A 26,582-nucleotide genomic window follows, 5' to 3' on the forward strand; every position below is an offset into this window, starting at 1 on the left:
GGCAGGGCGGGCCACACACTCGTTAGCCACGTTGGCGTTTGTTGAATCCAACATCATCGCTCTCAGGCTCTGCACTTAAAACGCTGTTCGCTTCTCACCGCACAGCGAGCCGCCTGTCAGACGTTTCACCCATACAGCACAGGAATGTGGCGGCGGGCCTTGTCATCAGCGAGGAATCAACTAAGTTGTACGATGACAGACAATCTGTCATCGGCACTTGCCGCGTTGCGTCTAACAATTAGAAGAAGGGTCATTTGCATGAGAAAGCTAACACTGGTCATGGGGTTTCTGTGCTTGTTCACCGGTTACGTGGCCGCGGCTCCCGCCGACGAAAGCGAGGTGGCGACTGCCGTTGATAAGCTCACCCAGGCCATGCTGCATAAAGACATCGACCAGCTCGAAAAGCTGACGGCAGACAATCTTACTTACGGCCATTCCAGTGGGAACATTCAGGACAAGAGGGCTTTCATCTCGGATATCGAGACCGGCAAAAGCGCGTTCAAAGAGCTGAAAATGCTCGATCAGAAGATCACGCTTTCCGGTGACGTGGCTATGGTGCGCCATCACTTCTCGGCTCAAGCCATCAGCAAGGAGAAAGGCATCGTTCCGACCGAGATCGAGAATTTTCAGATCTGGCAGAAACAGGACGGCCAGTGGCTATTGATCGGTCGTCAGGCGTTCCGCTTCTAGCACACCAATCGCAGTGAAGAAGGGATATATGGGGCGCGCACGTATTCTCCGGCGGGGTCAGGCTTGTAGGCTGCCCGCCGCCATCCGGGCCTCATAAATCCCAGTCCAGCTGCGCCGTCATTTCGCCGATGACGATGGCATGGATGCCAAGTCGGTCATGAAGGTGGTGGGGTTGCCGAACGCGTGGAAAAGGCTCCGCCGTTTTCTACGCTACGCAGCTTCAGCCCACCGGTGAACACTCATGAACCGATACGCATGCGATGCCCGCGAGCACGGTTAGGGATAACTGTTGGCCGACTCTGGCGGAGTGTTGATCGATCCTTAGAAGGTGACACCCGCGATCAGCGCGATATTGCTATACGGCCGGCACTCTCCGGTGCGTATCTGCACGCGAGCCTTCACGCACGCGGCTTTGAGTTCGTCATGGCTGACCAGCTGCCGCTCGCCCAAGTCCCCGGCCGCGTACAGCGCCTCGATTGCGTCCAGCCCCGAAGGAGCCACTTCCAGGGTTTCGCGGGCCAATAGATGACCCTGCACCTGCATCTCGCTCAGCACGACCCGCAGCGTGGTGGCGAAGTCCGGCACGCCGGCGGTCAGCGCCAGGTCGATGCAGGGTGTACCGGGTGGAACCGGCATGCCGGCATCGCCGATGACGATGATGTCGCCATGACCGAGCCGAGCGATGGCAGCCGAGAGTGCGGCGTTGAGCAGAGGCGTCTTCTTCATGCAGGCAACTCGTGACGGTAGGGAATCGAGGGTTGCGCGCCCGGTCGGGTGACCGCCAGCGCAGCGGCTTGCTGACCGAGGCCAATGGCAGCTTCCAGTGATTGCCCGGCAGCCAAGGCCGCGGCGAAGCCACCGACGAAGGTATCGCCTGCGGCTGTGGTATCGACCGCAACCACGGGGTCGACGGGCAGATGCAGGTGACGCGTTGAATCGGCGTAAAGCACGCCCTGGCTGCCAAGCGTGATCAGCACGCGGCGCGCGCCACGCTCCATCAACCTTTGCGCTGCAAGCAAGGCGCTTTGCGGCGAGTCGACCTGAATGCCGGTGAGCAGGGCGGCCTCGCTTTCATTGGGTATCAGGTAATCGACAAGGCCATACCAGTGAGCGGGCAGCGGACCAGTGGCCGGCGCCGGGTTGAGGATGACCGTGCGGCCCAGCTCGTGGGCGCGATAGAGGGTGGCCTCGACGGTCGGCAGGGGCACTTCCAGCTGCGCAATGACGATATCGGCAGCTTGCAGCAACGCATCGTGAGCGGTCAGTCGCGCTGGAGTCAGTTCAGCGTTACCGCCTGCTGCGATGATGATTGCGTTCTGGCCGGCATCGTCCACCAAAATCGCGGCGATACCGGTGGGTACGCCGGTCGCGCTCATGACCGCGCGGCAATCGATGCCCTCCGCGATCAGGCCGGCGCGCAGTTCGGCGCCGTAGGCGTCATCGCCAACACAACCAATCATGGCCACCTGGGCGCCCAGACGCGCCGCAGCGACGGCCTGGTTGGCGCCCTTGCCGCCGGGCGCCGTGGAAAAACCGTGCCCGGCCAGGGTTTCGCCGCCAACAGGGAGGCGAGGCGTGCGAACGATCAGGTCCATGTTCAAGCTGCCCACCACAACTACCTTTGCTTGCATTGCTGATCCTCTCTCTTGGCCAAACGCCGACTTCAAACCAATGTCACCGCTCAAGCCTGCGGCGCCGCGCTGGATTCGCGCAGCACGAGGGTGGGTTCGACGAGTTGCTGTTCGGCGCTCAGGTCGGGTGTGCGGATTCGCGCGAGCAGTCTCGCGGCCGCCGTTTCGCCAAGCTGGCCGATGGATTGGCCGACCGTGGTCAGCGCGGGATACAGGTAGCGGCTGACTTCGATATCGTCGAAGCCGACCACCGACAGTTGTTCTGGCACGCGAACACCGCGTTCGGCCGCTGCACGCAGCACGCCCAGTGCGATCATGTCGTTACCGGCGAAGATAGCGGTGGGTGGTTCATGGTCCGCCAACAATGCCTGTGCGGCCGCGTATCCGGCCGGGCTGGTGAAGGCGCAATCGACCACCGGCAGCGCCTCCACCTTCGCCCCCGCCAGCGCACGTCGATACCCCGCTGCACGCAACTGCACGACCTGGGTGCTGGCCGGGCCGCCAATGCAGGCGATACGGCGATGGCCCAGCTCGAGAAGGTGCTGGGTAGCGAGAAAGCCGCCGCGCTCATGATCGACCTGTACGCGGTCAGCGGTCACGCCATCCAGGGAGCGGTCGACCAGCATCAGCGGTACGCGCAAACCGGCGAGCGCCTCGGCAAAGGCCTTGTCACTGGCTACGGTAGCGACGATCAGGCCGTCGATACGGCGTTCCACCAGCACGCGCAGGTAGCGCAGCTGCTTGTCGATGTCGTCGTCAGAGTTGCACAGGATCACGCTGTAGCCGTTGCGCTCGGCGTGGTCCTCGATGCCCCGCGCCAGCTCGGCGAAGTAGGGGTTGCTGGCGTTCGGCACCAGCAACCCGAGGGTGCCGGTGGCGCGGGCCCGTAGCGAGCGCGCCACGCCGCTGGGCACATAGCCCAGCTCGGCAATGGCGGCCTCGACCTTGTCACGCACCGGGTCGCTCACCGGTCGTGTGCCGTTCACCACGTGGGAGACGGTGGTGTAGGAAATGCCGGCGCGCGCTGCGACGTCCTTGATAGTGGCCATGAACCCTCAGCCCCTGCGCTTGGCGCGATGGCTGCGGTAGGTATCGAGAATCACGGCCACCACGATCACTGCACCGGTAATGATGCGTTTGGTCGGCTCGGTGGCGCCGATCTGCGCCAGCCCAGCGGCCAGTACGGAGATGATCAATACGCCGAAAAAGGTGCTGATCACCGAACCGCGCCCGCCCATCAGGCTGGTGCCGCCGATCACCACGGCGGCGATCACCTGCAGCTCCAGGCCGGAACCGGCATTCGGGTCGGCCGCTTCCAGGCGCGAGATCTGGAACAGCGCGGCCAGGCCGGCGAGCAGGCCCATCAGCGCGAACACCGAAACCTTGTACGGCTTGGGGTTGATGCCTGCCAGGCGCACGGCCTCTACGTTGGTGCCGATGGCCACCAGATAGCGGCCGAACACGCTGCGGGTCAGCAGCAAATGCGCCGCGACGATCACCAGCAGTGCGATGACGAACGCCGGCGAAATCCCCGCCGCGACCGGCGTCGACAGCCAGGCATAGGCGTCGCCGATGTAGGCGGTGCGTGAGTCGGTGAGCTGGTAAGCCAGGCCGCGCGCCATCTCCAGCACACCGAGGGAGACGATGAACGACGGAATGCCCCAGGCGACTGTGATGGTGCCGGTCACGGTGCCGGCGAGTGCGGCGCAGGCCATGCCGAGCAGCGCAGACGGCACGATGCCCCAGCCAAAGCCGAGCATCGCCACGCTGACCACCGCAGCCGCCAGGGCCAGTACCGACCCCACCGACAGGTCGATGCCGCCGATGATCAGGATCAGAGTCATGCCCACCGACAGCACCATCAGATCGGGGATCTGGTTGGCCAGTGTGGTGAACGTCGCGTAGGACAGGAAGTGGCTGCTCAAGGACGAGAACAGCACGATCATCGCCAACAGCGCGCCAGCGAGGCCCAGGTAAGTGCCCAGGCCCTGGTGCGTGCCGCTGCGCTTGGCGGCAGGCGTGGCGGACGAAGTGGTCATTGGGAAAGCTCCTGTAACGGGGGCGCGACATCGCCGAGCATGGCTTCGCGGCTGCGGTAGCCCGCGAATGCGGCAGCCAGCAGACGGTCCTGGCTCCAGTCGTCGCGGTCGAAAGTTTCAATGAGGCGGCCGGCTGACAACACGCCGATGCGGTCGCAGATCAGCATCAGTTCACGCAGGTCGCTGGATACCACCACCAGCGCTTTGCCTTGGCGCGCCAGCTCGCCGAGCAGACGGTAAATCTCGAACTTGGCGCCGACATCGATGCCACGGGTGGGCTCGTCGAACAGCAGCACGCGGCAATCGCGCTCCAGCCAGCGGCCAATGACGACCTTCTGCTGATTACCGCCGGACAGCTCGACCACCGCTTGATGCGGCCCGTTGCAGCGAATGCGCATGGAATCTATCTGCCGCTGCGCCAGCGCCTGTTCCGCAGCCGGGCGCATCAGCCCGTGGCGTGACACGGCCGGCATGTTGCCCAGGGCCAGGTTGGCGGCGATGGGCTGGCTCAGCAGCAGGCCTTCGCCCTTGCGGTCTTCGGTGATCAACGCGATGCCGTGGCGCACGGCTTCGGCGGGGGAGCGCACTTGGACCGGCACCGGCGGGTTGCCAAGCGACACCTGCCCGCTGTCGGCGCGGTCGGCACCATAGATCAGGCGCAGCAATTCGGTACGGCCGGCACCGATCAGCCCGGAGATGCCGTAGATTTCCCCGGCGCGAACCGTGAAGGACACGTCCTCGACCTTGCCGCGGCGGGTGAGATTGCTCACCTGCAACAAGGGGGCGCCGATCTGTCGTTCGCCCAGATCGATGGCTTCGCCAACGTCGCGGCCGACCATCAAGGTGACCAGCTCGTCGCTGCTGTAACGGTCGATGGCTTCCACCGCAACGAGTTGGCCGTCGCGAAGCACGGCGACGCGCTGCGCCACTTTGGCCAGTTCTTCCAGGCGATGGGAGATGTACATGATGGCGACGCCGGCTTCGCGCAGCCGCTGGATCTGCGCGAACAGCAGGTCCACCTCGCGGGCGGTCAGCATGGCCGTTGGCTCGTCGAGCACCAGTACACGGCAATCACCGATCAGGTTGCGGGCGATTTCGACCATCTGCTGATGGCCGACCCCAAGCGCCGCCACGGGCGTATCCGGATCGACCGCTTCGAGGCCGACCTGAGCCATCGCCTGGCGCGCCATTTCGCGCAGACGACCGCGGGCAATCCAGCCGCCACGGTTGGGCAGGTTGTCGAGAAACAGGTTCTCGGCCACGGTCAGCGTCGGCAGCAGGTTGAGCTCCTGCAGCACCATGCGCACACCAAGGCGTTCAGCCTCGCGTCGGCTCGCCGGGGCATAGGGCTGACCGAGAAAGCTCAGCGAGCCGGTGGTGGGCTGTTCCAGCCCGCAAAGGATCTTCGACAGCGTGCTCTTGCCGGCGCCGTTCTCACCGGTCAGCGCCAGCACCTCGCCGGCGCGCAATTGCAGGTCGATTCCGCCCAGCACCGGCTGCGCGTAGGTCTTGCCGATGCCGCTGGCGGCGAGAACGGTCTCGCCACCTACTGCCGCTGGGCTCACGGCTTGGTCACGAGTTCGACGGGGGTTTCGATCACGCCGTCTTTGGCATCGGTAGGCTCGCCTTTGACCAGCTTGAGCGCCGCTTCGATACCGAACACAGCCTGCTGCGCGGCGAACTGGTCGGCGGTGGCGAGTACACGGCCGTCCTTGAGCATGGGCTTGATGGCATTGATGTTGTCGTAGCCGACTACCTGTACCTGGCCCTGCTTGCCGGCTGCACGCACCGCCGATACCGCGCCAAGCGCCATGCTGTCGTTACCGGCCAGCAAGGCCTTGAGGTTGGGGTGCTCGTTGAGCATGGCCGAGGCCACGGCGTTGCCGCGGTCGATCTCCCAGTTGCCCGACTGCACGCCAACGATCTTCATGCCTGCCGCTTCCATCGCATCCTTGAAGCCTGCGGTGCGTTGCTGGGCATTTGTGGTGGTCGACACGCCTTCGATGATGCCGACCTCGTCACCCGCCTTGAGCTTGTTCTCGGCCAGGTATTCGCCGACCAGACGCGCGCCTTTGCGGTTATCCGGGCCGACGAAGGGCACATCCAGGCCCTTGCTCTTCACCACGTCCGGATCCAGGCGATTATCGATATTGACGACCTTGATCCCGGCATCACTGGCCTTCTTGATCACGGACACCAGGGCCTTGGAGTCGGCTGGCGCGATGACCAGCGCATCGACTTTGGCGACGATCATCTGCTCGATGATACGGATTTGCGCAGAGGTGTCCGTTTCATCCTTGATGCCGTTGGCGATCAACGTGAACTGGTCCGGATTCTCTTTCTGGTAGGCCTTGGCACCGTCTTCCATGGTGCGGAAGAACTCATTGGCGAGGGATTTCATGACCAGTGCCACCTGAGGCGTATCACCTTCGGCAGCTTGAGCATTGGAGAGACTGACAAGGGCGGCGGCACCTAGAGCGATGGCGGCGCAGAGACGGGCAGGACGGAGACCGAACATGGGAAAACTCCATGGTTATTGTCATTATTTTGGGTACGCAAACGTTTGCGCGTACTTAAAACTATGAAATAGCCTGGATTTTGTCAAATCAGGTATCACTACCGATTGTCGGGCATGGCGCTGCAAGTGTTGGCGAAGCAGCGGGCTACGATGTGCGCTGAACGTTGAGCCTTAGAAAGGCCGTAAGCTCGGATTTCTTCGCCATGGCATCTCGGTAACCCAGTTCGATCAGCTCACTGCAGTAACCGGGTTCGAACAGCAGATAGCTCAGCAGCCCACCGCCGCCTTCGCGCGTGCCACCCGGGCCGCGCAGGAACAGCCTCAGGGCTGCAGGCAGCTCTTGCCGGTGGCGGGCGGCGATCTTGTCCAGCGGCTGGCTGGGCGAAATCACCAGCACCTCGACGGGGGTCAGTCCATAGGCGCGCTTGCGCTGTTCGGCAGGCACCAGCTGCCCCAGTAGATTGAGGCGCTCCAGCAGTTCTATATCGCTCTCGACGTTGTCGATGAAGGTGCTGTTGAGCATGTGCCCGGCGATCTGCGCAAGACTCGGGATGGCGCCTGTCGGTCTCGGGGTTGGCGCGGTCCTGCTCTGGTCATCCACCGGATTACCACTGACCCCGACCACCAGCACACGCGTGGCGCCCAGGTGCAAGGCGGGGCTGATGGGTGCGGTCTGGCGAACCGCGCCATCGCCAAAATACTCGCGGTTGATCTTCACCGGCTCGAAGATCAGCGGGATGGCAGTGCTCGCCAGCAAATGGGGTATCGCCAGCCGGGTCGGCACACCTACCCGCCGATGGCGAAGCCATGGATTGATGGCGCCATGGCCCTGGTAGAAGGTCACCGCCTCCGCCGACTCGTAGCCGAATGCCGTTACCGCTACCGCGCGCAGTTGCCGGTGGCGCATTGCCGCGGCGATGCCTGAAAAATCCAGTTCGCGCTCGAGCATCTTGGCCAATGGCGAACTGTCCAGCAGCGCCACGGGCACCTGCTTGCCGATACCGAGCACGCTGTGGCCGAGAAATCGGCCGGCCTGGTGCAACACGCCCGGCCAGTCGCTGCGGTACACCTGATCGGTATGGAAACTGCGCCACACGGTGCTCAGTCGTCGCACTGCCTCGCGAAAATGCAGCGCGCCGCACGCCAGGCTGACGGCATTGATCGCGCCCGCCGAAGTGCCGACGATCACCGGAAATGGGTTACCCGACGAATCGGGCAGCAGATCGGCAATCGCCGACAGGACACCGACCTGATATGCCGCCCGCGCGCCCCCGCCCGAGAGGATGAGCCCGGTAGTACCTGGGTTGGTTGCCGTGTCCTCGGTCATCGACGATTCCACTTCGAGGGTTTCGGTAGCGCTTGGGCTCGCCAGAACAATGATTTCATCCCGGGTACTTATCACATGACGATCGAGACCGCGAATGGAGTGAAGCCGGTCGACCCTGCATCCGTACCTTGACGTTCTCGCCGTTTGGCTTACCGTGCGGCAGAACCAGCTGTGCTGTCCCATCGGGTTAGGTCGTGCAAGTACACGTGGCTATGTGACATGGCGTACTGCATGGAATACAACCAGGTTGCATTCAATTTAACTTCCCTCTCTTGCGGCTCAGCCGTTCGGCACGACCTCGTAGGGCGTATTGCTGATGAAGATGTTGCGCCAGTCCGGGCGCCATTGAGGGATGCTCAGGGTAAAGCCCTGGGCGCGCTTGTCGAAGTCGATCCAGGTCACGCCCAGGCTTTGGCTGTCCTCGCTCGCCCGCATGTCCACGGAGCGCGAGGTAAAGAGTGGGCTGCGAAATACCTTCGACCGATCCGAACGGTCGACGATGCGCAGATATGACACACCACCGCCAGGGGCCAGCAGGCCCTGTACCGGCACGCTCTCGATGAGATGGCCACCTTGCGGGCTGACTTGCGAAACCGACGGCGGCGCGTTCAGCGCACTGTTCAGGCTCCAGCCAAAGAGCAGGGCGAGCGCGGCGAGAAGGCTGCATACAGCGAGAATGGCTTTGTTCATGTCAGCGTTTCGGCAGGGTGATGGCGGGTGTGCCAGGTGGCAGGGGTTCGCGTAGCAGATCGGAAAACACGCGGAAGTCTCCGCCTCGCTTGTATCTTGCCCGGTAATCGGCGAAATGACTGTTCAGCACAAGCATGTAGCGTTTGCGCTGCTCGTCCATGTAGCGCCTTTGGTTCTGAGCACTCATTCCGAACAGGGACTGCTGTGTGATGCCACGGGAGACCGCATCGACACCGGCATTGTGCGCCGTGGCCTCGAGCAGGCTGGGAGCGATACCATCGAAGTTCCAGAAGCCCAGTGGCTGGCTGAACACCGAGCCATCGTCGTTGAAATCGTAGTTGTCCTCGGCATAGAACAGCAAGGTTCTCGGGCGAAACAGGATGCGATCTGCATGGACCTCTACGTCACCCTCGGCGGCCACTCGCAGGTTGAAGTCCGCCAGCGCTCCGCGCAGATCGTTGAGGCCTTCGTTGCCCCACTTGGAAAAGGTGATCGTGCGTGAGTTGAAGTAACCGAAGCGCTCCACCGCGCTTGCCAGGTTAGGGAAAAGCAGGGGGTAGCAGCCAAGCCCCTTGTCGCCGTAGGCCTTGAGCAGATGCTTGCGAATCTCACCAATCGCGGCGGCGTTGTTCCAGCTTCGGCGCAGCTCGGCGAGAATCGGCTGGACCTTGTCGAAACTGACCACCCAACTCATCTTGACGATGCTTTCCTCGATGTACTGCGCTGGGGGCCATTCGGCGTGTTCCTTTACCTGCTGCAACATGCCGCCATTTTCCGTCGGCCAGGGTTGTCCCTGAAACCAGTGGCGCATCAGTGCGGCGGAAACAGGCCAATCAATGGCATCCATGGCTGCCGGAATATCGGTGATCTTGAACAGCCTGGCCCGAACTGGGGCGCCTTGCGTATTGCTCGCAGGGCTAAGGTTAGATTGTGCGACGACTGGGTCAGTGCTCGACATGCTGCGCCCTCAGCCGATGTAGATTTCGGTTTGTGGCGCGAATTCGACGGATACGGTCTCGGCCGTATAGGCCGCAGCACGTTTGGTCTTGCCGTTCTCGTCAGTGACCCCTTCGATGACTTTTCCGGAGGCCGTCTTTAGCTTGTAAGGGCGGTTGGCCAAAGGCAGGTCCGTATCGCGATCGCTGAGCACGAAATGCTCGTCTAACTGGTTGGGTATCGGCGCTGGCGCAGTGAAGGGCGCCGTGCTCACCGACGAGCCGACTAGCATGTTGCCGGAGCCAGTCACGATGCTGCCTCCGTGCGTCGTGGGGCTGCCGAGGAAGGCAACCGGCTTGCCGTTTACTAAGATGGTGGCTTCGCCTTCTGATATCGCGCCACCACAGCTACTGGTGTCACCGACTCGGGCAGCAGGTAAATTGTTGAACAACACGTCCGGCGAACCAACCGCTATCGGGTTGGAGCCGTGGCCGGAGATGGGGCAGGAGTGGGTGTCGGATAAGCGAGCAGCGGATTGGCCATACGAGTTCCTTTCGTATCTAAAAGTGAAGGGTCAAAACCCTAACAAGTCTGCGGGCGTTCATCGACTCCGCCATCCCAAGGAATCCGACGTTGTTAACGTTTTTGCCTTCCATGGGGTGTCCGGATTGCGCCGCATCAGTGTCCACCGCTTGCCGTATCATGCGCACCCCTTTTTCTTTCATCAGCCCATGACCACCCTCGAACTCATCGCCTCCGCCCTCGGCGTTCTTGCCGTCTGGCTTACCGTGCGGCAAAACTCGCTGTGCTGGCCCATCGGGTTGGTGATGGTGTCGCTCTATGCCTGGTTCTTCTTCGAGGCGCGGTTGTATTCGCAGGTGTTGCTCAACGGAGTGTTCGCGGCCATGCAGCTGTATGGCTGGTGGCAGTGGACGCGTGGCAGCAGCGGGGAAGGCGGCCGGCCAGTGGTGGGCGCGTCCGCGATGGAGGTTGGCGCAGGCCTGCTGGCGGCGGCGCTGGGCAGTGTCGCGCTGGGTTTGTTGATGGCGACGGCTACCGAAGCGGCCTATCCCTGGCCGGACGCCGCGTTGACGGCGTTCAGCCTGCTCGCTCAGCTGTGGATGGCGCTCAAGCGCTGGCAGTGCTGGGTGTTGTGGATTGTGGTGGACACGCTCTATGTGGCGTTCTTCGTGTATCAGGAGTACTGGCTCACCGCGGGGCTGTACGGCTTGTTCACCGTGCTGGCAGTGATGGGCCTGCGTGAGTGGCGCCAGTCGAGGCTCGCAGCGCAATGAAGCACGTGGCGACGAATCAACAGGCCTGTGCGTGTGAGCGCCGTGGCGGCAGGGTCGCGTTAGACTGGCCGAAACGGTCCCCGCGTGACGAGGGGCTTTTCACCCTTCGACAGGACCACAGGATGCTCTCCAGCAAACGCGACCAGACCCGTACCGAGCGGCAACTGTCCAGCTGCCTTACTGAAGCCTGCGAGGTGGGCAAGGCGCAGATCGTCGGCTTTAGCTGGCTCACCCACGAGGTGGATTACGGTCGCTTCCCCGAAAGCCTGCAGGTCACCTGGATCTTCAACACCGAAGCGCAAAAAACCGATGCGCTCGCCCAGGGGCAGGACGTCCTCATGCGAACCCTTACCCGAGCGGCGCTGGATGAAGCCGGAGTCGACATGGAGAAGCTGATCGCACCGGTGCGCTTCGACAGCGAAGAGGCGTGCAAACGGGCTGATGGTGGTGACTGGCAGCGTCGCTTGGCTCGCAGTGCCAAGACTCGGCACTGACCATGGCCAAGGACATCGAAAACCCCTGCATTTCCGTCTGCCAGTTGAGTGGCGAGCTGTGCGTCAGCTGTGGGCGAACCAAGGAAGATATTCGCAAGTGGAAGCGGATGAAGCGCCCGGAAAAGATGGCTGCAGCTCAGCGCGCAGCCTCGCAGCTGAAACGCCTGCAGGCTGGCAAAGGGCGTTGACAGTCGGCTAGGTTGTTGCCGTGCAGCATCCTCTCAGAGCCTCTGGCCAGTGACCCGCGTTGGTTGGGCTGCGATCAGGACTCGGCATTCAGTTGGTGATTTACGGACGACCCGAATGCGTGACCGTTGAGCGGAATGACCATCGCCAGGCACGCGGTCGCCGCGAAGGCCGCTAGCGCAGCCAGTGGTCCCGCGCCCGCCAACGTTGCCCCGAACAGCGGCGTCCCCACGCTTTGACCGAGCGCAAGGACGAGAAAGGGAATGCCAAGACCCAGGTCGGACCGGTCAGGCAGCAGGTCGATGCCCTGGATCAGGTAGGTGCCGCTCGAAACGATATAGGCCGCGCCGAACAGGCCCATGGCTGCGAACCCATAGGCGGTCGAGAAGGACGTCGCTGCCAGGCCGATGGTCCCGACGGCCATGCCAGCGAGGGCCAGACGCTGAACCCGCTTGGTGCCGAGCCGGTTGGTTAGCAGGCCGGTCAGTGAGCCGCTGATGCCAGCGGCGCCCAGGGCAATCCAGGCCCACGCGATATGGGCGTCGGTGAAGCGGAACCCACCGCGCAGGATGTCCGCGCCGAACGTCCAGATTGCCGTGCTCGATAGGCCCATCAGAAACGCACTCACGCAGAGCGCAAACAGGCCCGGCCGCTTGAGGGCCGCGAAGGAAAATCCTTTCCCGCCATCATCCTTGCCAGCCGGCATTGCGAACCACAGCCATACCGACACGCCCGCGCCGATGATCGCGAACAGCGTGTAGAGCTCACGCCAGGCGCCGGCGGCCAGCAGCGCCGCCATGCCGGAGAACACGATCCCGGCGGCCGTTCCCGCGTTGATCGTCCCGTTTGCCTTGGGGCGGCCGTCATGGCTGAACTGCCTGGCAACTGCGGAGGCGAGTGGGGGAGACGTCAGCCCGGTGCTCAATCCCGCCAGCGCGATACCCAGGCCCAGCATCCATCCCGAGCTGGAGGCGGCCACCAGTGCCATGCCGCAGGTTGCGGCAAGACCTGCCAGGACGGCGATGGAGCGGGGGCTGAGCGTGCCGTTTGCCAGGAATGTGAAGACGATCCCCAGGCAGTAGGCCACGAACGCGCTACCGCCGATCCAGCCCGCGGTGATCACATCGAGAGAGAGGTCCGCGCGGATCTGCGGCAGCAGCAAGCCATAGGCGAAGCGTGCCAGGCCGTAGGAAAGGGCCGTCAGCGCGAACGCAGCGGCGACAAGATTGATGCCGCGTTTCATGAAAGACGCTCGCTGGCGTGGGCGAGCAGCGCGAGCGCGGCACCTTTGGCATCGTCGATGACCGAAGCGTCCGCCACGCTGGCCGCCGCAGTGGCACCTTCGAAGAGCAACCAGACCTGAGTGGCCAGCAGCGCATCGTCTTGTCCGAGGGCGATCCGGACGCGGCGGGCAACCTCGGCGCGAAATTCATCCTTCTGCTGGTGCACGAGCGAGACGATCGGCTCGCACGCCGATGCATATTCGCTGCGGGCCCTGAGCAACATGCACCCGCGCGAACCGTGCGTCTGCATCCAGGCCGCAAGCGTATCGAACATCAGGCCGACCGGATCGGCGCCCTCGTCGTCACCTTCGAGCAGATCCATGAATGCACGGTGCCGCGCCTCGAGCACGGCGATGACCAGCCCGTCACGGGAGCCGAAGTGCTTGTAGAGCGTGCGGGTGGAAGCCCCGGACGGCGCGATCACACGATCGATGCCGACCCCCCGGAAGCCCTCTGCCTCGAATATGCGGACTGCGCCCGCGATCATTTCATTGCGCTTATCCATGATCTGGAGTGTAAAGCGATCGTTTTACCTGTCAACCTGCCTCGATGTGCGGCAGCACCGCCTGACGGTCGAGGTGTCTACTGCGAGCAGCGCGTTATCAGGTCATATCGAGGGCGCATGATCATCGCTTTGTGGTCTTGAACCCGCAGTCCAGGGCAGTTTGTTGCCTTCGCGCTTGACGATTGCCCTGGCGCGCGATGTCATCGACCGCCTCCGCCCGCCGCTCGCCAGACGTAAAAACCCCCACTCGCCAGAGCAGACCTTTCCCAATGTTGTTCAGCCGTTTCGAAAACCTGATCGATGTATTCAAGCCCAGCCCGGACGTCGCGCCGCCCGCCGGCATGCTTCGCTTCTATGCCCATTACCTGAAACAGGTCTGGCCGTTGATGGTCGCCGTGCTGGTGATCGGCTTCTTCGCCGCGTTGATCGAAGTTGCGCTGTTCAGCTTCCTCGGCCAGCTGATCGACATGGCACAGACGACCGATGACGCGCGGACCTTCTTTACCGAGCACCGCAACGAGTTGCTGTGGATGGCGGTGGTGGCGCTGATCATCCGGCCCCTGGTGTTCGGCCTGCACAACCTGCTGACACACCAGGCGATCAACCCGGGGCTGACCAATCTGATCCGCTGGCAGAACCATTGCTATGTGCTCAAGCAGAGCCTGAACTTCTTCCAGAACGACTTTGCCGGACGCATCGCCCAGCGCGTGATGCAGACCGGTCCTTCGCTGCGCGATTCGGCCATGCAGGTGATCGATGCGCTCTGGCATGTGGTGGTTTACGCCGGCAGTGCGCTGTACCTGTTTGCCGCGGCTGACCTTCGGCTGATCGTGCCCCTGGTGTTGTGGATCATCAGCTACAGCGCCGCGCTCTGGTATTTCGTGCCGCGTATCAGGGCGCGCTCGGCGGCGGCTTCCGCTGCGCGCTCCAAGGTGATGGGCCGGGTTGTCGACGGCTACAGCAACGTTGCCACGCTCAAGCTGTTCGCCCACTCCAAGGAAGAAGAAAGCTACGCCCGAGAGGCCATGCAGGAGCTGCTCGGCAAGTTCCGCTTGCAGTCACGCATCATCACCAGCCTGGATTTCCTGATCACCTGCATGAACGGTCTGCTGATCGTCGGCACCGGCGCGCTGGCGCTGTGGTTATGGAGCGAGGCGCTGATCACCACCGGCGCCATCGCCCTGGCGCTGGGTTTGGTAATCCGCATCAACAACATGTCCGAGTGGATCATGTGGGTGGTCAACGGCATCTTCGAGAACGTCGGCACTGTGCAGGACGGCATGCAGACCATCGTCCAGCCGCGGCATGTGGTCGACCGCGAAGATGCCAAGCCGCTTGAGGTGGCGCAGGGCGGCGTGCGCTTCGATGACGTGCACTTCCACTACGGCAAGAGGGGCGGCGTGATCGGTGGCCTGTCCATCGACATCCGTCCAGGCGAGAAGATAGGTCTCGTCGGGCCGTCCGGCGCCGGCAAGTCGACGCTGGTCAACCTGCTGCTGCGCCTCTACGACCTGGAAAGCGGGCGCATCCTTATCGACGGGCAAAATGTCGCCGAGGTCAGCCAGGAAAGCCTGCGCGCCAATATCGGCATGGTCACGCAGGATACTTCGCTGCTGCACCGGTCGATCCGCGACAACCTGCGTTACGGCAGGCCCGACGCCAGCGACGAGGAGCTTTGGGCCGCGGCGCGCAAGGCTCGTGCGGACGCCTTCATCGCCACGCTGGACGACAGCCAGGGCGGCCTCGGCTTCGAGGCCAAAGTCGGCGAACGGGGCGTCAAACTATCAGGCGGCCAGCGCCAGCGCATCGCCATCGCCCGGGTGCTGCTCAAGGACGCGCCCATCCTGGTTCTGGACGAAGCCACCTCGGCGCTTGATTCGGAGGTCGAATCGGCGATCCAGGAAAGCCTGGATACCCTGATGGAAGGCAAGACGGTGATCGCCATCGCGCATCGGCTATCGACCATCGCCCGTATGGATCGGCTGGTGGTGATTGACGAAGGCCGGGTGATCGAGACCGGCACCCATGCCGAACTGATCGAGCGAGGCGGCCTCTATGCGCGCCTTTGGCAACACCAGACGGGTGGTTTCGTGGGGGTCGACTGATGGGCCTGGTGAGGGTGACCGTGCAATGAAAGTGCTGGTGCTCACGGGGGCCGAATCCACTGGCAAGAGCTGGCTGGCCGCACGGTTGCAACTGCGCTTCGGCGGTGTGGTGGTGGGTGAGTATGTCCGCCACTTCATCGATCGGGAGAAGCGCGATACCTGCCTGGGCGACATCCCTGCTATCGCCCGTGGCCAACTGGCCTGGGAAGACGCTGCGCGGTGTCAGGCGCCTGAGCTGCTGATCCTCGATACCCACCTGCTGAGCAACATGATCTGGAGCCAGACGCTGTTCGGCAGCTGCCCAGCGTGGCTGGAAGACGAACTGCTCGCGCGTCGTTACGACCAGCATCTGCTGCTGTCACCCGAAGGCGCCGAGTGGCACGCCGACGGCCAGCGCTGCCAACCAGAGGCCGCCGAGCGTTGGCGCTTTCATGAGGCTTGCCGCGGCTGGCTCCAGCGCCACCAGCAACCTTTCGTGGAGATCGTGGGAGGCTGGGCCAGCCGCGAGGAGAAGGCTATCGCTCAGGTGCAGGTGCTACTGGGTCGTTGATTCGCTGGGCGGCACTCGCAGGGGGCGGCTGTGTGCATTTCATAATTACCGGAGATCTGGCATGAACATCTTTCTGACCTCTTCATTCGCCGACGTCGCGGATTTGTTCGTCACCTTCACCAAAGGCGAGTGCCGGGGCAAGACGATTACGCTGATTCCAACGGCAAGCCTTGCCGAGGAAGTGAATGCGTACCTTATCGCGGCGAAGGATGCGCTCATCGAAGCGGGGATGGCGATTGATGAGCTTGAGGTGTCGACCGCCAGCCAGCAAGACATCGCCGATAAGCTCGAACGTAACGAATTCATCTATGTGGCCGGCGGCAATACCTTCTTTCTGCTGCAAGAACTGAAGCGGACCGGTGCGGACAAGCTGATCGCCGAGCAGGTCCGGGCCGGCAAGTGCTATATCGGCGAGTCCGCCGGCTCCGCTGTGCTCGCCCCGAGTATCGAGTATCTGCAGAGGCTGGATGACCCCAGCGCCGCGCCAGATCTCGACTCGTTTGCGTCGCTCGCATTGGTGGAGTTCTACCCGCTTCCTCATTACGGCAACGCGCCATTCAAAGACGCAGTCGACCAGGTATTGATCGAGTACGGCGATAGCCTGGACTTTCGCCCATTCAGCAATCACCAGGCAATCGCCATCGTGGGTGATAGCGTCGATATCCTGACGAGCGCGAGATCCCGCTGAGTAACGGGCGGAGTGATGATTCCGCGGGATTGACGATCGGCCAGCGTCACGGTGAAAAACCACGTGCCGCCACGCACGAGACTGTGGCGGTAGTTGGACATGGAGGCCTCCTTGCCTTCACGAAATGCATGCCGGGCAACGGTGGGCTGAAGCCCACCCTGCGGCGGTGGTTTCCGGCAACGGCTTTGCGTAACGAGGTAGTTCAGATCATAGGGTGGCTTTAGCCCACCGATCGCCAGGCCAACGGCGGGATTTATCGAGACCGCTGAGGCTCTCATGTGGATGGCCACCGTGGTACCTGAGGTCGAGCTGTTTGACCGAAGGGTTGGCGTTTCGATAAAGGGGAAGCGCGTGGATAGTCGAGAGTTTGTTTGGGCGCATTTCAAGCTCAATGCCGAGCAGCGCCTTCGGGGGTTCAACTTCTTCGTGGTGCTGGCGATCTTCGCCGATGGCGGTGTGTTGGCTGCACTGGAACGAGGCTTCTCCGCGGGCCTGCTGGTGCTGCTGGGGGCCTTCACCGTCCTGCTGGCCCTGGTGTTCTGGCTCGTCGACGCCCGCAGCCGCCAGCTGTTGCAATTGACCATCACGGCACTCAAGGAAATGGAGACCGAGTTTCCCGCCAGCCACCGCCTGTTTGCCCACGACGCGTTGGGGCAAAGCTGGATCATCAGCTACACCTTCGCCATTCGCGCACTTCTGCTGGCGCAGATGGGCTTTGGTTTGGGTGTGCTTGCTTACGGGCTGTACCAGTGGTGAGCAGGTCTTGAGTTGTCGCCACGTTCTCACCCTTACCATCACATTGCATGGCGTGCTGGAGCCTGCACAGCCGCACTGCTAGAGTGCCGCCGCTTGCCAACCACCGGCTGACAGGACGTCTGCCCAGCCGCCGCACAGGACGCTTTCATGAAAAAGCTCGCACTCGCCGTTGCCGTTCCTCTGGCCCTTATCGGGGCCGCCACCATTTACACCAGCACCCAGGTCGAATCGACCGCCCGCGATGCCGTCGACCAGGCCAATCTCAAGCTGAGCCAGATGAGCCTCGGTGCCGGCGCGGACGTCACTTTGAAGATGCTCAGCTTCGAGCGTGGCCTGCTGGCCAGCGACGCTCGCTACCAGATCGACATCGAAGTACCGGACGACGAGGGCAATACGCAGCAGTTCGCGGTGATCGTCCAGGATCGACTCGAGCATGGGCCATTCCCTGTTTCCCGTCTGGCGCGTGGCCGGTTGATGCCGGTCGCTGCACAGAGCCACCTTCAGCTCGAGCGTACTCCGCTGACCGAAAAGCTGTTTGCGGCCGCCTCGGGCGCAGACCCGCTGACGGGTGACGTCGCCATCGGCTATGACGGTAGCCAGCACGGTGAGCTGCGCTCGGCGGCTTTCCTCGTCACGGACGAGTCGGGCACGGTGCGCGTTTCTCCTGGGACTGTTGCCTTCGAGGCAGCAGAGAATGCCACCGCGTTCAGCATGGAAGGTCAGCTGAAAGAGATCGACCTGAACCTCACCGGCACGGCGGGCAAGCCGGTACAGATGAGCATCCGCGGCATCCGCATGACTGCAGACAAGGAGGAGGACGCCAATGGCTTTGCGCTGGGGCCTTCGGCTCTTACCGTCGAGCGCATGGATGTGCAGGCTGGCGAGGCCCCGGCCGTGATCGTTCAGAACGCGTCGTTCGAAGAGGTGCTCGGCGTGGGCAGCCGTGGACTCGACCAGTCCGCTGCTTACCGCGTCGGCCAAGTCGAAGTGCAGGGCCAGACCCTGCGTAACCTGACGCTGGCTTTCAGCCTGCGCAATCTGGAGCAAAACAGCCTCAAGGCCCTGGTCGACAGCTACACGGCATTGCTGGCAAGCGGCCCGAATCAGGAAGAGGCCATCGCCAACATCACCGACGCCCAGCAGAGCGAACTTCAAGCTCAGGCGATGCAACTGCTGGAGCACAAACCCACTCTGGCGCTTGACGAGTTCGGCTTCGAAACCGCTAACGGCGCTGCTCGTTTGTCCGTCGTGCTGGATCTGCAGAGTCCGAGTGCGGACAGCTTTACCCCCGACGCCATGATTGCCGGCATGTTCGCTTCGCTCAAAGCCGACGCTGGCATCGACAAAGGCCTGGTGCGCGACGTTGCCAGCCTGATCGTCCAGCACCAGAGCGGCGGCGATTCCGACGCTGCTGCACTGCAGCAGAAGACCGATGCCGCTACCGACATGTTCACCGGGATGGCGCTCGGCACCGGTTGGTTCCAGCTGCAGGGCGAGCGCCTGGCCAGCGCTCTGCACTATGCCAATGATCAGGTGACCCTGAACGGTCGCCAGATGAGCGTGCAGGAGTTCGTTGGCTTTGCGTTTGGTTCGGCACAGAGTGCAGGACTGCTCGGCCAGTAACATCGGGCCGGTATGAAAAAGGCGACCTTCGGGTCGCCTTTTTCGTTCATGGGGTGGAGCGGGCGAGAGGAACAGATTGCGCCCCTTGCCCGGTCTGCTTCGAGCCTGATCAATCCACCCGCTGAATCCGCCCCTCGACGGCTGCACCGAACGGCTGCGGGAGCGATTCAATGTAGTCCACGAGTGCATCCAGATCCACCGGGCCGACTACGCGGTTGGTGCCTTCGGTGAGCACGGTGAAGTTGTCGCCGCCGCCTGCGAGGAAGGAGTTGACTGTCACGCGGTAGGTCGCCGCTGGGTTGATCAGCGCGCCGGTTGCATCACGCATCTCTACCACCCGGTTGCCTACGGGGCGGCTGGCGGACCAGCTGTACTGAATGCCGGAAGGCTTGAGCAAGCGCGCATAGCTCTGGCCGCTCCACTGCTGTTCGAGCATGGTCTTGAGCTGTGCACCGGTCAGGTCCATGGAAACCAGATCGTTGGCGAACGGCTGGATGGCAAACAGCTCGCCCCAGGTTACTTCGCCGCTGTCCAGGTCAGCGCGGATGCCGCCCGGGTTCATGAAGCTGATCTGGGCGTCAGTCGCGACGCGCTGGGCATCGGCGATCAGGTTGCCAAGAGCGGATTCGCCGGCCGGCGTTTCGCTGCGACTAAGCGCACCTTGGGCCAGACCCACCACACGCTCGACCAGCGGTTTGACCCGTGCATCGGCCTGCGCGACCAGCGTCGCGACCTCGGCATCCGGCACCAGCCCTGCGCCCTGGTCTGCCCAGGTGGTATGAACGGCGGCGGACTTCTCGACGATGTCTCGGCTGCGGCGGCTCACCACCAATTCGATATCCGAATAAGCGGTGCCCGCCGAGAAGGCCTGCGTCACCAGAATGGGCTTGCCGTTGGCATTAGGCACCAGCGCATTGGTGAAGCCGTGCGCATGGCCGGAAATCACCACGTCGACGTCATCGTCCAGGCGTTTGACGATATCCACGATCGGGCCGGTGACGGTGTCCGCCTCGGGCTGGGTCGGACCCTCGTAACTGGTCTGCTGCCCGCCCTGGTGCAATGCGACGACGATGGCCCGCACGCCGTGCCGGCGCAGTTCGGCCACAGATTGGTTGATGGCATCCGCCTCGTCGATGAAGCGCAGACCGGCCACACCGCTTGGCGAAACGATGGACGGGGTGTCCTTCAATACCGCACCGATCACGCCGATGCGTACCCCTTCGCGGTAATAGATGGAGTAGGGCGGCAGCAGGGAATCGCCGGTGGTCTGGTCGATCACGTTGCTCGACACCATGGGAAAGCGCGCGCCTTCCCATTCGTCTTCGAGGAAGGGGCCTTTGCGATGGTTGCCGCCGGTGTGCAGGCGCAACAGCTCGGAGCGGCCGTCGTCGAACTCGTGATTGCCGAGGGTACCGATCAGGTTGCAGCGCTGCTGGGCGAATGGCTGAACGCTACGGGGCATCTGCATTTGCCGGCTGAAAGGGCGGCAGTGCGGATTGGCCAGAAGATTGAAGAAGCTGATCGTGGGTTCGTCTTCCAGCAGGGCCGAATTTGGCGGCGAGGCGCCAACCTGGTCGCCGTCGAGCACGATCAGGGTGCTCTCGTTGCTGGCCGCTTTGAGGTAGGCCGCAAGCACCGCTGCACCGCCCGCTGGGCGTCCTGCCACCGCACGCGGCGACAGCTGGCCGTGGAAGTCATTGACGCTGAGCAGGTTGATCGACACCACCGGCTCCGGGCGCCAGTCCGGTGCACGCCAGCTGCGGCGTTGGGCGGCCTGCTGGCGCGCCTGAAGGCCTTCGAGTCGTTCCTCACGGTAGTCCTGCTCGATGGAGCCATGCTCGGCTTGTACTTGTGCAATCGCCGGGGCGGCGATGCCGGCCAGGGTGGCGGCGAACAACCAGTCCAGTATGCGCGTGCGCATTTGCGAATCCTCGGGGCGGTGGGGTGCGACCGAAACTAGAAAGCGCAGGTGGCAGGTTGATGACGACTTGTTGGCGATTTCGCTAGAGGCGACGTACGGCCGTCTGTTACTGGCAGGGCTCTCGGGTTGGGCAGCATGAGCAAAAGCAACGGGCCGCTGCTCATCCGTCGCTCCCTGCCTTATTCGCCGAACGTACCCGTCAGGCGGCCGGTCGGTATTAGAGACCACTCGGAGATCATGATGACTATTTCCAGCAATCTGTTTTGGGGCGCCTTGGCGCTTGGCGCGGTGACTGGCATGCGTAGCATGCTGGCGCCGACCATGGTCAGCCGTGCGCTGGCCGCACGTGACGACATCGAGCAAGCCGACGAGCCGGCGCAAAGGTTGGCATCGCACCGTGCGCAGCAGTTTCTGATACCGATGGCTGCTGCGGAATTGTTGGGGGACAAGATGCCCTTCGCGCCGGATCGCACGATCATCCCGTCGATGATGTTTCGGGCATTGTCCGGCGGCGTGACGGCAGCGGCCCTTGCTGGCGTAAGGCGAGAGCCGGTATGGCTACCCGCGCTTGTCGGCGCGACGGCCGCGCTGGTGGCATCCGAAATCGGGCTTCGACTGCGCAAGCCGTATCAGGAGAATGCGGTGATGAATGCCGCGTTGGGGCTGACCGAGGATTGCGTCGCGCTGGCGATCGGAAACGCTGGAATACAGCATGCGTTGAGTGAGCAATAACTGGAGGTGCCATGTATTGGCAGGCTCTAGCAACGCCAGTCAGGGGGCGAGCTTTGCTGGGTTGAGTAAGTGCGCCTGCGACCTGTCTCCCATGCGCTCGTTGGCTGGGTTCTGATAGTCAGCTGCGCATAGGTGCTGCCTGCTGATAAGCGGCGAGATATGAGTCTTTCACCCTTCTGCATACCGCTCACGGGCCGCATCGCGCGACCCGTGTCATTACGTCCGGTGATCAGCTCGGTCGGCGAATCACGCATACCCGGTCGGTGCATGCGGCCGCTTGGGTAGCGTCCGTGCTTTGCATGGCATCGCGAGTGCCGACGGTTTCACCGGCAAGCCCACCACCGGTCGGAGCTGCAGTCGCAGCCGTCTCTGGATAGCCTGTACCGGCGCGTTTGGCAGCACCGCCCACTTCATACTGGCTGCTATCAGCGGAGCTGCTGTCCGTGGTCGTGCTGGCTGTGTGGCTCGTGCCCACCGGAGTGCCTGCATCGAAATGCCCCGAGTGGCGCACGTCCGCCCCTGCCATGGCAGTCTCGTTGGCGAAGTGCTTGTCCATATGGCTGTCGCCACCTGTTGCACCGGCATAGGGGCTGGTCGCCCCGGCATAGCCCGGTGTTGCGGCCGTTGCCGTCGATCCGTCCTGATCGATGCTGATCGCGCCGTTGTACTCCAGCGCATCGCGCGCGCGGATCAGTTGATCCTCGTCGTACACGTCGACCGCAATCACCAGGGAGCCGCGACGTACCGCTTCTGGATAGGCCGAAGCGTGACGGCGATGGTCGCCATGCGGCTCATGGCCGAAAAGCGATTTGAAGAAGTGTGCGACCTTGGAATCATGATGCTCGCGATCCACCGTGCTGTCGGTGGTGGAATAGGGCTCATCGTAGGCATGAATGTGCGCCGTGTCGGCACCCACGGAATGGATCTGCTCGCGCGCGATGCCGCGGGACATCAGATCGCCCTGTGTGCGGGTGGCGTCGGTCAGTGTTGCGAACGCTGCTACCAGTGTGTGTTTCATGGTTCACCTCGTGTTGTATCGAACAACTTGGGTATGCCGAACGCTGCGTTCTGAAGCCAGACCAGGACAGCAGCCATCAGCAGGCTGGAAGGGCAGCCAACAAGTGCAACGCCCATGAATATTGGGTCTGGCGCGGCTCCCTTAGTTCACGAGGGAGGATCAGCGGTTGTGAGACGGGGAAGACCCGCGATGAGAAAAATGACGGAACGGCCAAGGGGTTCGTTCGAAATTGGCAACGGGGCGAGGGTGCTGTGCACTAACGTCCGCCTATGCTGCGGGAGCGGGGGAAGCTGCAAAGCTCACCCCGTTCCCGGAGCGCGGGTTAGTCCAAGTCTGCCGCGCTGTGCCGCTCGGGCGCTTGCTCAGACTCATCACCCCAGGTGCGGTTGACCTTGCGGCCGCGGATCACGGCGGGGCGCTCGGCTATTTCTGCCGCCCAGCGCTGGACATGCTTGTAGTCCTGCACCGAGAGGAATTCGCCGGCTTCGTACAGCTCGCCGCGTACCAGTACTCCGTACCAGGGCCAGATGGCCATGTCGGCGATGCTGTAATCGTTGCCTGCAATGTAGCGGTTTTCGGCGAGCTGGCGGTCGAGTACGTCGAGCTGGCGCTTGACCTCCATGGCGTAGCGGTTGATCGGGTATTCGAACTTCTCCGGCGCGTAAGCGTAGAAGTGCCCGAAGCCGCCACCGAGGAATGGCGCCGAACCCATCTGCCAGAACAGCCAGTTCATCGTTTCGGTACGCGCGCGGGTTTCGGTGGGCAGGAAGGCGCCGAACTTTTCCGCGAGGTAGACCAGGATCGAGCCGGACTCGAACACCCGCACCGGCGGGCCGTCGACGCTGTGATCGGCCAGCGCCGGGATCTTGGAGTTCGGGTTGATCTCGACGAAACCACTGCCGAACTGGTCGCCGTCACCGATCTTGATCAGCCAGGCATCGTACTCGGCCCCAACGTGCCCGAGGGCAAGCAGCTCCTCGAGCATGATGCTCACCTTGACGCCGTTGGGCGTGGCCAGTGAGTAGAGCTGCAGCGGATGCTTGCCGACCGGCAGTGCCTTCTCTTCCCGAGCCCCGGCGGTGGGGGCATTGATGCTGGCGAACTTGCCGCCAGAGGGTGCGTCGTGGGTCCAGACCTTGGGCGGTGCGTAGGTGTCGGGCATGGCAATCTCCTCGGATGGGTTCTGGGGATGTGCAGGGCATCCTACGCGTTTGGCGGGCAGGGTCGAATCAAGCTGATTGATATTAGCCATCGACTTTGCGCAGGCGAGTGACTGTCGCAGGAGTCAGCTTGCTGGCGGTCCGGGACGGCGGGGAGTATTCGATCGCCAGCAAGCTGGCTCCTGGAGGGGCGTGCTCGCTGCGGATACGAAAAAGCCGCAGCCCTTGAGCAATAGGGCCTGCGGCTTTGGGTTTCGGTATTGCTAGGGGCTCAGTTGGTAGCTTGCTTCACGCCTCAAGCGGTGGGCCAACCTTACGCAAAGCGGATCAGCTTCTTGCGCTACGCACGCCTTCGCTCAACTCCCGACACAATCCCAATACACCATCGACCGCCTGCTGGCCGCTCTCGGCACTGGCGATGTGGTCGATCAGTGCGGAGCCGACCACCACGCCATCTGTCAGTCGAGCGATGGCGGCGGCCTGTTCCGGCGTGCGGATGCCGAAGCCGACACACACCGGCAGGTCGGTGTGGCGCTTGAGGCGCGCTACGGCTTCTTCGACGTGTTCCATCGTCGCCGAACCAGCACCGGTCACGCCGGCCACCGAGACGTAGTAGACGAAGCCCGAGCTGCCGTTGAGCACCACCGGAAGGCGCTGATCGTCGGTGGTCGGTGTGGTCAGACGGATGAAGTCGATGCCGGCGGTCTGGGCCGGGTCGCAGAGTTCGTCGTTATGCTCCGGCGGCAGGTCGACGACGATCAGGCCGTCGACCCCGGCTTCTTTCGCATCGCTGACGAAGCGCTCGACGCCATAGGCGAAGATCGGGTTGTAGTAGCCCATCAATACCAGCGGGGTGCTGCTGTTGGTTTCGCGGAATTCACGAACCATCTGCAGCGTTTTCGGCAGGTTCTGTTTCGCCGCCAGGGCGCGAATATTGGCCAGCTGGATCGCCGGGCCGTCGGCCATCGGGTCGGTGAACGGCATGCCCAGCTCGATGACGTCGGCGCCGGCATCCGGCAGGCCCTTGAGGATGGAGAGCGAGGTGGCGTAGTCGGGGTCACCGGCGGTCACGAAGGTCACCAGCGCGGCACGGTTTTCCTGTTTCAGCTGTGCGAAGCGCGACTGCAAACGAGTGTTCACCGAGCTCATATGTGTTCTTCCTGTTCGTCGTAGTGGTGCATGACGGTTTGCATGTCCTTGTCCCCGCGACCGGAGAGGTTGACCACCATCAGGTGATCCTTGGGCAGCTTCGCCGCGCGCTTGAAGGCTTCGGCCAGCGCGTGGGCCGACTCCAGCGCGGGGATGATGCCTTCCAGGCGGCAGCACTGATGGAAGGCGGCCAGGGCTTCGTCATCGGTGCAGGGCACGTATTCGACGCGCTTGATCTCATGCAGCCAGGCGTGCTCAGGGCCTACGCCTGGGTAGTCGAGGCCGGCGGAAATCGAATGCGCGTCGGTGATCTGGCCGTCGGCGTCCTGCAGGAGGAAGGTGCGGTTGCCGTGCAGCACGCCCGGCGCACCGCCGGCCATGCTGGCGGCATGCTTGCCGGTTTCGATGCCGTGACCGGCTGCTTCGACGCCGACGATCTGCACGCCCTCGTCATCGAGGAACGGGTGGAACAGGCCGATGGCGTTGGAGCCGCCACCGATGCAGGCGACCAGCGAGTCGGGCAGGCGCCCTTCCTTCTGCATGATCTGCTCGCGAACCTCGTTGCCGATCACCGATTGGAAGTCGCGCACCATGGCCGGGTAGGGGTGCGGGCCGGCGGCGGTGCCGATCAGGTAGAAGGTGTTGTGGACGTTGGTCACCCAGTCGCGCAGGGCTTCGTTCATCGCGTCCTTCAGCGTGCCGGTGCCGGCGGTGACCGGGATCACTTCGGCGCCCAGGAGCTTCATGCGGAAGACGTTGGCCTGCTGGCGCTCGATGTCGGTGGTGCCCATGTAGACCACGCACTGCATGCCGAAGCGCGCGGCCACGGTGGCGGTGGCCACGCCGTGCATGCCGGCGCCGGTCTCGGCGATGATGCGCTGCTTGCCCATGCGCTTGGCCAGCAGGATCTGGCCGATGCAGTTGTTGATCTTGTGCGCGCCGGTGTGGTTCAGGTCTTCGCGCTTGAGGTAGATCTTCGCCCCGCCGAACTGCTCGGTCAGGCGCTCGGCGAAGTACAGCGGGCTGGCGCGGCCGATGTAGTCACGCTGGAAATAGGCCAGCTCCTCGAGGAAGGCCGGGTCGCTCTTGGCCTTCTCGTATTCGGCAGCCAGCTGGTTGATCAGCGGCATCAGTGTTTCGGCGACGAACTGGCCGCCGAAGCGGCCGAACAGGCCCCTGGTATCGGGGCCGCTGCGGAATGAGGTCATGGTCATCTCCTGCATAAAAGAGTAGGCAGCACGCCGAGTTCGGCGGCAGTACGCGATGGATCAGAAATTAACCGACCT

At 63.2% G+C, this 26,582-nt stretch carries 27 protein-coding genes and 1 pseudogene; 10 read left to right on the top strand and 18 right to left on the bottom strand.

The window, feature by feature from the left end; translation table 11 throughout:
- Positions 1-258: 258 nt before the first annotated feature.
- Positions 259-690 (top strand): nuclear transport factor 2 family protein, encoded by a 432-nt coding sequence (locus EA797_RS18290; protein ID WP_122167829.1) that lies wholly within the window; start codon positions 259-261, stop codon positions 688-690.
- Positions 691-1,011: 321 nt separating this feature from the next.
- On the opposite strand, the gene rbsD is transcribed toward EA797_RS18290, so the two are convergent.
- From rbsD to EA797_RS22210, 11 genes and pseudogenes are all read right to left on the bottom strand, one after another.
- The gene (gene rbsD, locus EA797_RS18295; RefSeq protein WP_122167831.1) at positions 1,012-1,416 is read right to left on the bottom strand and encodes a D-ribose pyranase; all 405 of its coding nucleotides are present in this window, start codon (positions 1,414-1,416) and stop codon (positions 1,012-1,014) included.
- Positions 1,413-2,321, bottom strand: a complete 909-nt coding sequence (rbsK, locus tag EA797_RS18300; RefSeq protein WP_122167833.1) for a ribokinase — start codon at positions 2,319-2,321, stop codon at positions 1,413-1,415. Before rbsK ends, rbsD begins: the two co-directional genes overlap by 4 nt.
- A gap of 50 nt (positions 2,322-2,371) precedes the next feature.
- Entirely contained in the window at positions 2,372-3,370 is a 999-nt protein-coding gene (locus tag EA797_RS18305) for a LacI family DNA-binding transcriptional regulator (RefSeq protein ID WP_122167835.1), read from the bottom strand.
- Between the two features lie 6 nt (positions 3,371-3,376).
- The gene (locus tag EA797_RS18310) at positions 3,377-4,360 is read right to left on the bottom strand and encodes an ABC transporter permease (RefSeq protein ID WP_122167837.1); all 984 of its coding nucleotides are present in this window, start codon (positions 4,358-4,360) and stop codon (positions 3,377-3,379) included.
- Positions 4,357-5,925: a sugar ABC transporter ATP-binding protein gene (locus EA797_RS18315; protein ID WP_122167839.1), complete on the bottom strand. Its 1,569-nt coding sequence runs from the start codon at positions 5,923-5,925 to the stop codon at positions 4,357-4,359. The genes EA797_RS18310 and EA797_RS18315 overlap by 4 nt, the downstream gene beginning before the upstream one ends.
- Positions 5,922-6,878, bottom strand: a complete 957-nt coding sequence (locus tag EA797_RS18320) for a sugar ABC transporter substrate-binding protein (protein ID WP_122167841.1) — start codon at positions 6,876-6,878, stop codon at positions 5,922-5,924. Before EA797_RS18320 ends, EA797_RS18315 begins: the two co-directional genes overlap by 4 nt.
- A gap of 145 nt (positions 6,879-7,023) precedes the next feature.
- Entirely contained in the window at positions 7,024-8,205 is a 1,182-nt protein-coding gene (locus tag EA797_RS18325; protein ID WP_122167843.1) for a patatin-like phospholipase family protein, read from the bottom strand.
- Positions 8,206-8,484: 279 nt separating this feature from the next.
- The gene (locus tag EA797_RS18330) at positions 8,485-8,895 is read right to left on the bottom strand and encodes a hypothetical protein (RefSeq protein WP_122167845.1); all 411 of its coding nucleotides are present in this window, start codon (positions 8,893-8,895) and stop codon (positions 8,485-8,487) included.
- Position 8,896: 1 nt separating this feature from the next.
- Positions 8,897-9,853, bottom strand: a complete 957-nt coding sequence (locus EA797_RS18335) for a DUF6402 family protein (protein ID WP_122167847.1) — start codon at positions 9,851-9,853, stop codon at positions 8,897-8,899.
- A 9-nt stretch (positions 9,854-9,862) separates the two neighbouring features.
- The gene (locus EA797_RS22060) at positions 9,863-10,141 is read right to left on the bottom strand and encodes a hypothetical protein (protein ID WP_244214158.1); all 279 of its coding nucleotides are present in this window, start codon (positions 10,139-10,141) and stop codon (positions 9,863-9,865) included.
- A 9-nt stretch (positions 10,142-10,150) separates the two neighbouring features.
- Positions 10,151-10,360, bottom strand: a pseudogene (locus EA797_RS22210) (PAAR domain-containing protein); the annotation flags it as partial.
- Positions 10,361-10,562: 202 nt separating this feature from the next.
- Here EA797_RS22210 and pnuC point away from each other — a divergent pair.
- From pnuC to EA797_RS18355, 3 genes are all read left to right on the top strand, one after another.
- Positions 10,563-11,126 carry a nicotinamide riboside transporter PnuC gene (gene pnuC, locus EA797_RS18345; RefSeq protein ID WP_122168132.1) on the top strand — a complete coding sequence of 188 codons (564 nt, stop codon included), beginning with the start codon at positions 10,563-10,565 and terminating at the stop codon, positions 11,124-11,126.
- Between the two features lie 122 nt (positions 11,127-11,248).
- On the top strand, positions 11,249-11,620 hold the full coding sequence (locus tag EA797_RS18350) for a hypothetical protein (RefSeq protein WP_122167851.1): 372 nt from the start codon (positions 11,249-11,251) through the stop codon (positions 11,618-11,620).
- A 2-nt stretch (positions 11,621-11,622) separates the two neighbouring features.
- A complete protein-coding gene (locus tag EA797_RS18355) occupies positions 11,623-11,808 on the top strand; it encodes a DUF1289 domain-containing protein (RefSeq protein WP_122167853.1) in 186 nt (61 codons plus the stop codon).
- 74 nt (positions 11,809-11,882) lie between these two features.
- Here EA797_RS18355 and EA797_RS18360 read toward each other — a convergent pair whose 3' ends face one another.
- Together EA797_RS18360 and EA797_RS18365 are read right to left on the bottom strand one after the other, a co-directional pair.
- Positions 11,883-13,049, bottom strand: coding sequence for an MFS transporter (locus EA797_RS18360; RefSeq protein ID WP_122167855.1), 1,167 nt, complete (start codon positions 13,047-13,049; stop codon positions 11,883-11,885).
- Complete coding sequence (locus tag EA797_RS18365) at positions 13,046-13,594, bottom strand: TetR/AcrR family transcriptional regulator (RefSeq protein WP_122167857.1); 549 nt, start codon at positions 13,592-13,594, stop codon at positions 13,046-13,048. Before EA797_RS18365 ends, EA797_RS18360 begins: the two co-directional genes overlap by 4 nt.
- A gap of 269 nt (positions 13,595-13,863) precedes the next feature.
- On the opposite strand from EA797_RS18365, the gene EA797_RS18370 reads away from it, so the two are divergent.
- The 5 genes from EA797_RS18370 (at position 13,864) to EA797_RS18395 (ending at position 19,316) form a co-directional block, all read left to right on the top strand.
- The gene (locus EA797_RS18370) at positions 13,864-15,699 is read left to right on the top strand and encodes an ABC transporter ATP-binding protein (RefSeq protein WP_122167859.1); all 1,836 of its coding nucleotides are present in this window, start codon (positions 13,864-13,866) and stop codon (positions 15,697-15,699) included.
- A 25-nt stretch (positions 15,700-15,724) separates the two neighbouring features.
- Positions 15,725-16,249 carry an AAA family ATPase gene (locus EA797_RS18375; RefSeq protein ID WP_122167861.1) on the top strand — a complete coding sequence of 175 codons (525 nt, stop codon included), beginning with the start codon at positions 15,725-15,727 and terminating at the stop codon, positions 16,247-16,249.
- Positions 16,250-16,310: 61 nt separating this feature from the next.
- Positions 16,311-16,937: a Type 1 glutamine amidotransferase-like domain-containing protein gene (locus tag EA797_RS18380; protein WP_122167863.1), complete on the top strand. Its 627-nt coding sequence runs from the start codon at positions 16,311-16,313 to the stop codon at positions 16,935-16,937.
- Positions 16,938-17,288: 351 nt separating this feature from the next.
- The gene (locus EA797_RS18390; RefSeq protein WP_122168134.1) at positions 17,289-17,693 is read left to right on the top strand and encodes a hypothetical protein; all 405 of its coding nucleotides are present in this window, start codon (positions 17,289-17,291) and stop codon (positions 17,691-17,693) included.
- A 147-nt stretch (positions 17,694-17,840) separates the two neighbouring features.
- Complete coding sequence (locus EA797_RS18395) at positions 17,841-19,316, top strand: YdgA family protein (protein WP_122167865.1); 1,476 nt, start codon at positions 17,841-17,843, stop codon at positions 19,314-19,316.
- Positions 19,317-19,425: 109 nt separating this feature from the next.
- Here EA797_RS18395 and EA797_RS18400 read toward each other — a convergent pair whose 3' ends face one another.
- Positions 19,426-21,237 carry a bifunctional metallophosphatase/5'-nucleotidase gene (locus EA797_RS18400; RefSeq protein WP_122167867.1) on the bottom strand — a complete coding sequence of 604 codons (1,812 nt, stop codon included), beginning with the start codon at positions 21,235-21,237 and terminating at the stop codon, positions 19,426-19,428.
- A gap of 240 nt (positions 21,238-21,477) precedes the next feature.
- On the opposite strand from EA797_RS18400, the gene EA797_RS18405 reads away from it, so the two are divergent.
- Entirely contained in the window at positions 21,478-21,969 is a 492-nt protein-coding gene (locus EA797_RS18405; RefSeq protein WP_122167869.1) for a DUF4126 family protein, read from the top strand.
- Between the two features lie 229 nt (positions 21,970-22,198).
- Here EA797_RS18405 and EA797_RS18410 read toward each other — a convergent pair whose 3' ends face one another.
- The 4 genes from EA797_RS18410 to trpB form a co-directional block, all read right to left on the bottom strand.
- Positions 22,199-22,987: a hypothetical protein gene (locus EA797_RS18410; protein WP_122167871.1), complete on the bottom strand. Its 789-nt coding sequence runs from the start codon at positions 22,985-22,987 to the stop codon at positions 22,199-22,201.
- Between the two features lie 322 nt (positions 22,988-23,309).
- Complete coding sequence (yghU, locus tag EA797_RS18415; protein ID WP_122167873.1) at positions 23,310-24,149, bottom strand: glutathione-dependent disulfide-bond oxidoreductase; 840 nt, start codon at positions 24,147-24,149, stop codon at positions 23,310-23,312.
- Between the two features lie 325 nt (positions 24,150-24,474).
- The gene (gene trpA / locus EA797_RS18420) at positions 24,475-25,296 is read right to left on the bottom strand and encodes a tryptophan synthase subunit alpha (protein WP_122167875.1); all 822 of its coding nucleotides are present in this window, start codon (positions 25,294-25,296) and stop codon (positions 24,475-24,477) included.
- Positions 25,293-26,510 (bottom strand): tryptophan synthase subunit beta, encoded by a 1,218-nt coding sequence (gene trpB, locus EA797_RS18425; RefSeq protein WP_279635041.1) that lies wholly within the window; start codon positions 26,508-26,510, stop codon positions 25,293-25,295. The genes trpA and trpB overlap by 4 nt, the downstream gene beginning before the upstream one ends.
- Between the last annotated feature and the right edge of the window lie 72 nt (positions 26,511-26,582).

It is taken from the genome of Stutzerimonas zhaodongensis, assembly GCF_003696365.1.
Classification (GTDB): Bacteria; Pseudomonadota; Gammaproteobacteria; order Pseudomonadales; family Pseudomonadaceae; genus Stutzerimonas; species Stutzerimonas zhaodongensis.